The sequence below is a fragment of the Acinetobacter sp. V2 genome, from assembly GCF_001188385.1.
Lineage (GTDB): Bacteria > Pseudomonadota > Gammaproteobacteria > Pseudomonadales > Moraxellaceae > Acinetobacter > Acinetobacter oleivorans.
Genome location: NZ_JZFB01000001.1, coordinates 832,751 through 840,378 on the forward strand (window position 1 = coordinate 832,751; position 7,628 = coordinate 840,378).

Sequence of the window (7,628 nt, forward strand, 5' to 3'; positions counted from 1 at the left end):
TTGAAGAAAAAATCACCTACAGATTTTGCAACTTCCGCAGTAAAACGGCTTGATGGGCCTGAAATGAGTAAGGCTCCTACTACCTCATTTTGAGCATCAAACACAGGCAATGCCATTCCAGCTGCGTGGGGTTCTGTTACACCAGTTGAATAAAAAGGTTCTGTTCTTGATAAAACTTGTTCATATGTTGATTTCAATGCTTGAGCACATGCCGCGCCATCCATTGGTCGTACTTCGCCCGGCTGAACGTGAACACGCAATCGATGGGTAGAGTTTATTCGATATTGGCAAAGACGATATGCTCCATGCTTAACGTAAAAAGAAGCTGTCTCACCAATTTCATCTACAAGTTGCTGTAAACAAGGCATGACATGTCTTTCTAAGTCTAAAGCATCTTGATAAATTGTATTTAAACGCATGACTTCGCTGGCAAGTGTATATCTGCCATCCGAAAGACGGTTAACAAAACCAAAATCTTCTAGCGAAACGATTAAGCGCATGATGGTTGCTTTATTTAATTCTGTTCGTTCAGCGAGTTCTGCTAGGGTTAAAGATTTATCACCTATTCTAAAAGCAGTTAACAAAGTTAAAAGGCGATCAGCCGATGCATTTCCGCTTGTTGCTGGGTGAGGTTTAATTTTAACCATGTTTTTCCTACAATATCTTGATATCAATTTTAAATGTATTGAATTAGGTTTTTAACTTTACCATATTTCTTATATTTTGATTTAATCTCTCAAGTGACCTTCGGTTTTTCTTTACCCAACCATATAAAGCTTAGTTCTTTCAGATGTTTATCATAAAATAATAAGTTCTTCCTTGAATTCCCAAACAGTCCACTACACTGCTTTTCTTATAAAACCCCACCAATAATTGATATTTGGCGGGGCCTTCTATGCACAGAAAATACGACAGGTTAAATCGTAAATTTTCCTAAACGAAAGATTAATATTTAAATGAGGATATTAAAAACGATAACCCACACCTAGATATGTAATTAAAGGATCAATATCAACTTTGGTTGAGGCATGAATTAACTGCTTACCTGTTTTGCTATCAATCACATCAATATTTGCGCGGTTATTTAACTTTGCATAGGAAACTGAACCAACAGCATACCAATTTGGCGTGATGTCATACGTAGCTCCTAGACTCACAATTGGGGCAATCGCATCAGTTGCTTTAACCCGAACATATGGATTTGCACTTGAGGTTTTGCCATCTAATGCTGCACCAGCATTGTTATCTAGAACATTCTGAATCATATGCCCCGCAGCAATTAAGTCAGAATTAATTTGGTCGTTTAACTTAATGTTAGAAAAGCGTGAATACATAATTCCGGCACCAATATATGGCCGAAATTTATTTACTCCTGCCTTACCGAACTGATATTGAGCTTCTAATGCTGGAGTCCATGCACGTACCGTAGCAGCTTTCGATTTATTACCGAGGTTAGTGATTGGAATGTCTTGTAATAAATCAAGTTTATCCCCTATAACCAAAGCAGCTAATCCTTCAGGATTTGCAAAACCAGATAACGGCGCGTTGATTTCTCCTTTCCCCTTAATATCAACTTTTGGAGGAATCCCACCGATTAACTGTAAAGACACGTTCTCATTCACATAGTAATTAAACATTAAACCCAGAGTGTCTACATCTTCTGCTTCAAGCCCTGTGCCTTTACCTTCCCATTGTTCTAGTCCCTTAATGGTTGCTGTACCAGTGATATCTGGCGAAACCATATCATTTTCATCTACAAGCCCTAATAACTGACCAACCGATTGTTGTTGATTGCCGTTTTCATCGACTGGATGGCTAAATACCATATCGAGAACTTCTTTGGCATTTTCCCCAGTTGATAAGGTTGCATTAGGGTCAATTGATTTCATAAATGCTGAGGTAGAAATGGTTCCGACTTTGGCAGTGGTTCCATTTGCTACAGCAGTATTGATGTTGAATGGATTTGCTTTCCCTTGTGGCATGACATGCAACCACCCAGCAGATACAGAGAACCGTTTAAATTCTGCATGAGAGGTTTGAGTTCCCGTTATGAAAGCCACGGCGAGCAGATTTCCGCCTATTAATTTTAAAATATCCATTTTATTTCCTTTATTTTATTTAAGAGGTTTCCATTAACCTCTTCATTTAAAATAAAGATTTTTTTAACTTTTGGTAAAATTTTCTGATAAAAAGCATTATAAAACAATATATTAATTTTACTTAATTTATTTTAATTGATTGAAAAATATACAATATAAATGAATTTTCTATGGAAATTTATAAATTTAAAAAAAGCCCACCTTCCGATGAGCTTATTTTTACTGGGATTAAAGCCTATTTTATTTTTCTTAGATTTCACCCATAAAAAACTCCGCTAAATAATTTTTAGCGGAGTTAAAAATACAGAATAGTCTGTATTTAGATTTAATCAAAAAAAATGCTATCGCATTTATGAAATTTAATTAGTAAATGAAAGAAAAACCATTTTCATAAATTTTGTCTGTAGGCACATAGTAATATCCATAACATTCTTGAGTCACATCATCTAATGCTCCAAGCGAAAGAATACCACTAGCAATAGTAAGGGCGGTAAAAACTGGTCCACCGCTATCACTATGACCGCAAGTATTAGTATTTACTTTAACCCAAAAACTTCCTGGATAGCCTGGACTATCAATAGTTGTCCCAACTGCTTCAACAGTACCACAGCTATATCCAGTCGATAGACCATAATGACATACGCTCTCACCTATTTTTGTTGCAGATAATGTCCGTCTTCCAGTCAATGTTCTAGTTGTTGTTGGCCCCACATAGAACTTATTGGTGATATTGGCTGTTGTACTATTCCACTGGAAATCATTAGACTGCGCGAATAAAATTTCACCTACAAATGTATAAGGCGTACCATCTGCTTTATTCTTAAAGTTATTCGGACAATGAGCAGCTGTACTCATATACTTTGTACCACTAGCATTTTTAATACCAAAAGCAGTAGTACAATCTCCATACATTGTTGGACTGATTTGTCCAGCAACAAAAGTTCCACCATGAGCATCGACTAAAGGTTTGATAGTCCAATTAACAAATTTAATTTCAATTGGTAGATTTGGATTTTTCCAAAGAGATTGTACTTGGTCAACCTTCTTTAAATTTTCAGTAGTACTCTTTCCTTTAACTTCAACAATAATATTCCCATTTTTTTCATTGTAGCTAATAGTTTGAATGGTATTAAAATAATTTTTTACTAGTTTTTGTGCTTTATTTATCTGGCCTTTAGCAACCTCTCTCGTTTCTTTAGCACCATACTGAATATCAATAGGTAAATTACTTTTGGAAATAGCATTCCCTACCGCTACATTTCGTTTCTCATTCTGGCCATAACCTTTAACTCTAACCACAATTTTATATGTAGGTGAACTTTCAATATAAATACCAGCTATACGGCCTTTAAATTCTTTTTCAATAACTTCGAGTGCAGAGTCTCGGTTAGCTTCTAAAAATAATGCTTTATTTGCTTCTGCTGTGCTAACGCCATGCAATAAAGAATAACTATGGATGTCCTGCTCAATTCCCTCATTTGATGCAGCAAATGTACAAGATGATGAAATTAAAATTGTTAGGGCTAATATTTTTTTCATTTTTACCTTCTGGTCAAAAAAATAAGATTCAAATATAACGATATATTGTTTCTATAAAAACCAACCAAATTTTAAACATGAGGTGCATAACCTCGGGTATTCACATAATGTTTCACCATTAAATATAATATTTCTAAGGAAAAATTAGAGAATTACAATTTATAAAACAAAATATTCTTAACCGTTATTTTTTGTTTATTTTTTAAATAGTCTTTTTGCTTAACTTAGTGCAAGTATTAGAAGTTATAAGATGATGTCTCATAAACAATCAATAAGCTGGAGCTATCTTGTGCCATAATTTCTGAGGCTATCTGGTTGTAAAAATATTATTTTTGATGCTGGCTCATTAATAAACCAAACTTACTAGCTATTATTTTTTGTTTTAGGGCAGTTACTGCCGTGACAAGATCATCACAACAAATGTTTATAACTCTGCTTACCACACTCATACGGTGTATCTTTTAATTCTTCCAATTCCTCTTGTAATTTTTGTCGATCAAGTGGAAAAACAGTCATAACATCCTGATCTTTTAAACCAAATCTTTCTTTATTTAACTCCATAAATTCAATCATTGGTTTTTGTGCTTTCCCAACATCACATAAAAGGTCTGCTATTCTCATTTGATGTTTAAAGCTAACTTGTCCTACCGAATGAATTCGGCTTAAATAATTTTGTAAGTTTTGTTCAGCAGTTCGGGAATTTTCTATCAATCTTAGGAAAATCGTCATTCTCTCTCTTCCTAGTTTTTCAGCATGTAAGTAAGTAGAACTTAAACAAAATAAGATAAGCATAATTGAAAATAGTTTCATTTTTATTGAACGTAAAAATTCTTTGGATTTAAATTATAAATCAGAAACACTAGTCTCAATAAATACTACTACAATAAAAAAGCCCACCTTCCGATAAGCTTTTTATTTAATTAAAATTAACGGTATGTATTAGGCGTTAAATTCTACTAATACTAGGCTTATAAGATCTATGATTTAAATACAACGACTCTTTATTAAAAAAAAAGAGCACCTAAGTGCTCTCTTGTTCTTATTGATTTTTGGATAAGGCAAAATTTATTGCCCTGTCATATGCGTGTTCTTGTAACTCTGTATATACATAGAAATGCTGTTCTGCCTTGGTAACAGGATTAATCAGTTTCATTGCTTCATAACTATGAGTATTTAAATCATTAGGATCAACATCAAATGCTTCTAATTGCTGCTCTCTCCACTCACCACTTAGAACACCACCCACACAAAGCCATTTTGTTGAATTGTCTAACATATATAATCCTTATTATTTGAGGTGCTTTTATACCATATCACGGCGACCTTTAAGTCAGTTTAATTTCTCATCCCATCAAAAGAGAAAGCCCCCACCAAAATTGGCGGGCTTATTTTTTAACAACTGAATTATGAAAGGTATGAATATTTTTGTGCCAAGTAATCATTCGCTTTTTTTGTTGTCTCAGCATAGGTCAACTCGGCACAAAGCCAAAATCGATATGTATTTTTACCAATAATATAACTCTGGCAGTTGTAAGTTGATTGCTTACTTGTATCTATTTCATTAGCCTTAAAGAACGTTCCTTCACGGTTTTTAACAACTTCGCCGTCCAAATCACCGCCAATACAAATAAACATTGTAATAATCCATAAATTTATGAAGATCAGCTTAACACATATAGAAAAAATCTCCCCAGAATAAGGATACTTTGAGGAGCTTTATTTACTGTAAACGGTCAGGAATTTTTAGTCGTATTGGTTAGGATAGATAAGCTTTATTAATCAGAAATCATCATACAATTCGATAAAAATCGAATATCAGCTCTTGATTGAACTTTCTATTTGAATTTTATAATTAATATTTTTCTCCTCATCAATATAGGATAGTAAATGTTCATCCCTTCTTTTCCTTAATTTTCCAATTTCTGAATCAATTTTTGCAGTAATCAAAGATTCCTCTTCTTGCTCCTCATTAGGAATGTACTCACTTATTGATTTCATACTTTAACACTCCTGTTTTGCTGCATTGTTAGTTTAGTTCCACTAAATAAACAAGTGCGTTAACGTGTTTTTTATTATTAAAAGAAAATCTGAAATCTATAAAACAAAAAAGCCCACCTTCCGATGAGCTTTTTATTTATTTAAAATTAACGGTATGTATTAGGCGTTAAATTCTGCTAATACAAAGTTTTTTACTATTTCATCAAAAGTTGGTTTCAGAAGAGCTTGCTCGCTATTTTTTATAGTTTTATAACAATAACTCGCTGCAACTCCCATACTGAACAAAGCTAACAATTTCATTGCTCACCTCACTTATTGGGAAGAGTGAAACTTAAAGTATCATTCACGTTTGTAGCGTTCCAACTCGTTTTAGCGAGGTTTCTGTATACTTTTTAAGCAATGTGTAATAAAAAAGCATACATCTTTGGGATGCTATCGTTGATCTATTCAGCTACAAAAAATTTATCTGTATCGTTTCAAGCAAATCATCACTTATCACTTCAAATTCTTTAATTTTTGCTGAATGAGTGTTCATTAAAGGATGATTTAATGATATTTCATCTAATTTATCTAATGCACGTAATTTATTAATCACATGAATTTCAAGTGGCAATAAAGTAAACGGAGGGTTAATGAATTTTGGGGAATGCTTACGTAAATCATTATCTATTAATTCTTCGCAGTGTAAATTTGCTATATCTATGAGTAATGGTTCTAAAAATACTGAGTCACATGACCAATTACTTATCAAATCTTTAAATTTTCCATCTAATTTTGATTCTAATGTAAATTCTTCATTAATCCATTTGTAATAAGCCCATAATGAAAAATAGTCATAACTTAAAGGAAAATCAGATAGAAATTGTTGTTGTAAGCAAAACTCTACTTGGTATGCTAATTTCCTTGCTAAATTTTTATTATTTAATAGAATCGCCCAAAAAAGTAGTGCAGAAAATTCTGAAAAATACTTCTTTAAGTCATGTATATTCATTTTATCTAAAGGATTTATTTTAAAATCTTTTAATTGTAATTCTCTTCCCACTTCTGCATACATCAAGGCAAGATTTAAACTATTTAAAGCATCTATATCTGTATTATTATTTTCAATTTTTAAGAATGCCAACTGGGCATAAGGTATAGACATACCCACTATATGATAGGGAAAAAGTATATCTTTTCCATCTAAGGTATCTAGTATATGTTTTTGATAAAATTTTAATGAATGAACCAAACTTTCAATACTATATGTTTTATAACATTTTAATAATTTATTTAATTCTCTTATTGCTTTCATAAAATAACCTTATTGGCTTTCTATCCATTCAAAATGATTATAAAGATTTGATACTTTTAACTTTACTTTAAAATTAGCTTTATAAACTATAATTTATCTTTGTGGAATTATTTATTTAATTTCCCCAAAAAACCTCTCCACCACCACATCCCTTTTATCCAAACTATTTGAGCTTAAAATCTGGAACATCAAACCATCCATTAAGTTTAAAACCATATTGGCATCGGGTTTTAGCGGGCTGTTCTCTAAACTAAAAACCAGATCAAAAAGCTCTCGAAGCAACCATTTTCTATACTCAACTGCCATTAGGTAGGCCTGAGAGTAAATCTGTTTAATTTCAAAAATAGCTTTAAGCAATAGATAGTACAGACTATTAAAATTGACATGTAAAACAATAATTTCTTTAAGTTTAGCGATTGAGTTTCGGTAACGACTTGAGTAAATAATTGCCAGCACTTCCTCTTTCAATCGGCTTTTTTGAAAAGAGACGCACCTTTCAACAAGCTGTTCTTTTGAGTGAAAGTAGTTGTAAAAAGTGGCTTTAGGTATTTTGGATTCTTTGGCAATTAAGTCCACGCCCGTATTGTGAAATCCATAGAGATTGAACAGCTCTATTGCGGTATGAATAACCTGTAATTTTTTGGAAGATCTTTCTAAAGTTGGCATCGTTTTACCGTTATAAATTCTTGTTGTTTCTA

10 protein-coding genes are annotated in these 7,628 nt (G+C 32.7%); all 10 read right to left on the reverse strand.

The genetic code is table 11. The features are described 5' to 3' along the window. On the reverse strand, positions 1-647 hold a 647-nt coding region (locus tag UC75_RS03760), incomplete at its 3' end, for an IclR family transcriptional regulator (RefSeq protein WP_049837334.1). A 318-nt stretch (positions 648-965) separates the two neighbouring features. Then, positions 966-2,099, reverse strand: coding sequence for an OmpW/AlkL family protein (locus UC75_RS03765; protein ID WP_049836743.1), 1,134 nt, complete (start codon positions 2,097-2,099; stop codon positions 966-968). A gap of 363 nt (positions 2,100-2,462) precedes the next feature. Further along, complete coding sequence (locus tag UC75_RS20075) at positions 2,463-3,638, reverse strand: S1 family peptidase (RefSeq protein WP_228137065.1); 1,176 nt, start codon at positions 3,636-3,638, stop codon at positions 2,463-2,465. 411 nt (positions 3,639-4,049) lie between these two features. After that, on the reverse strand, positions 4,050-4,448 hold the full coding sequence (locus UC75_RS03775; protein WP_049836744.1) for a hypothetical protein: 399 nt from the start codon (positions 4,446-4,448) through the stop codon (positions 4,050-4,052). Positions 4,449-4,677: 229 nt separating this feature from the next. Continuing rightward, a complete protein-coding gene (locus UC75_RS03780) occupies positions 4,678-4,914 on the reverse strand; it encodes a hypothetical protein (protein ID WP_049836745.1) in 237 nt (78 codons plus the stop codon). Between the two features lie 128 nt (positions 4,915-5,042). Then, complete coding sequence (locus tag UC75_RS03785; protein ID WP_049836746.1) at positions 5,043-5,273, reverse strand: hypothetical protein; 231 nt, start codon at positions 5,271-5,273, stop codon at positions 5,043-5,045. 180 nt (positions 5,274-5,453) lie between these two features. Next, positions 5,454-5,636: a hypothetical protein gene (locus UC75_RS03790; RefSeq protein WP_049836747.1), complete on the reverse strand. Its 183-nt coding sequence runs from the start codon at positions 5,634-5,636 to the stop codon at positions 5,454-5,456. Positions 5,637-5,795: 159 nt separating this feature from the next. Next, entirely contained in the window at positions 5,796-5,936 is a 141-nt protein-coding gene (locus UC75_RS18625; protein ID WP_005305650.1) for a hypothetical protein, read from the reverse strand. Positions 5,937-6,087: 151 nt separating this feature from the next. After that, positions 6,088-6,930: a hypothetical protein gene (locus tag UC75_RS03795; RefSeq protein WP_049836748.1), complete on the reverse strand. Its 843-nt coding sequence runs from the start codon at positions 6,928-6,930 to the stop codon at positions 6,088-6,090. A 111-nt stretch (positions 6,931-7,041) separates the two neighbouring features. Beyond that, complete coding sequence (locus UC75_RS03800) at positions 7,042-7,596, reverse strand: TetR/AcrR family transcriptional regulator (RefSeq protein ID WP_049836749.1); 555 nt, start codon at positions 7,594-7,596, stop codon at positions 7,042-7,044. Positions 7,597-7,628 lie beyond the last annotated feature (32 nt).

Excerpts from the sequence above, each read along its gene's own strand:
- UC75_RS03800 (WP_049836749.1), bottom strand. The coding sequence starts at position 7,596 with ATGCCAACTTTAGAAAGATCTTCCAAAAAATTACAGGTTATTCATACC.
- UC75_RS03795 (WP_049836748.1), bottom strand. The coding sequence starts at position 6,930 with ATGAAAGCAATAAGAGAATTAAATAAATTATTAAAATGTTATAAAACA.
- UC75_RS03775 (WP_049836744.1), bottom strand. The coding sequence starts at position 4,448 with ATGAAACTATTTTCAATTATGCTTATCTTATTTTGTTTAAGTTCTACT.
- UC75_RS20075 (WP_228137065.1), bottom strand. The coding sequence starts at position 3,638 with ATGAAAAAAATATTAGCCCTAACAATTTTAATTTCATCATCTTGTACA.
- UC75_RS18625 (WP_005305650.1), bottom strand. The coding sequence starts at position 5,936 with ATGAAATTGTTAGCTTTGTTCAGTATGGGAGTTGCAGCGAGTTATTGT.
- UC75_RS03785 (WP_049836746.1), bottom strand. The coding sequence starts at position 5,273 with ATGTTTATTTGTATTGGCGGTGATTTGGACGGCGAAGTTGTTAAAAAC.
- UC75_RS03790 (WP_049836747.1), bottom strand. The coding sequence starts at position 5,636 with ATGAAATCAATAAGTGAGTACATTCCTAATGAGGAGCAAGAAGAGGAA.
- UC75_RS03765 (WP_049836743.1), bottom strand. The coding sequence starts at position 2,099 with ATGGATATTTTAAAATTAATAGGCGGAAATCTGCTCGCCGTGGCTTTC.
- UC75_RS03780 (WP_049836745.1), bottom strand. The coding sequence starts at position 4,914 with ATGTTAGACAATTCAACAAAATGGCTTTGTGTGGGTGGTGTTCTAAGT.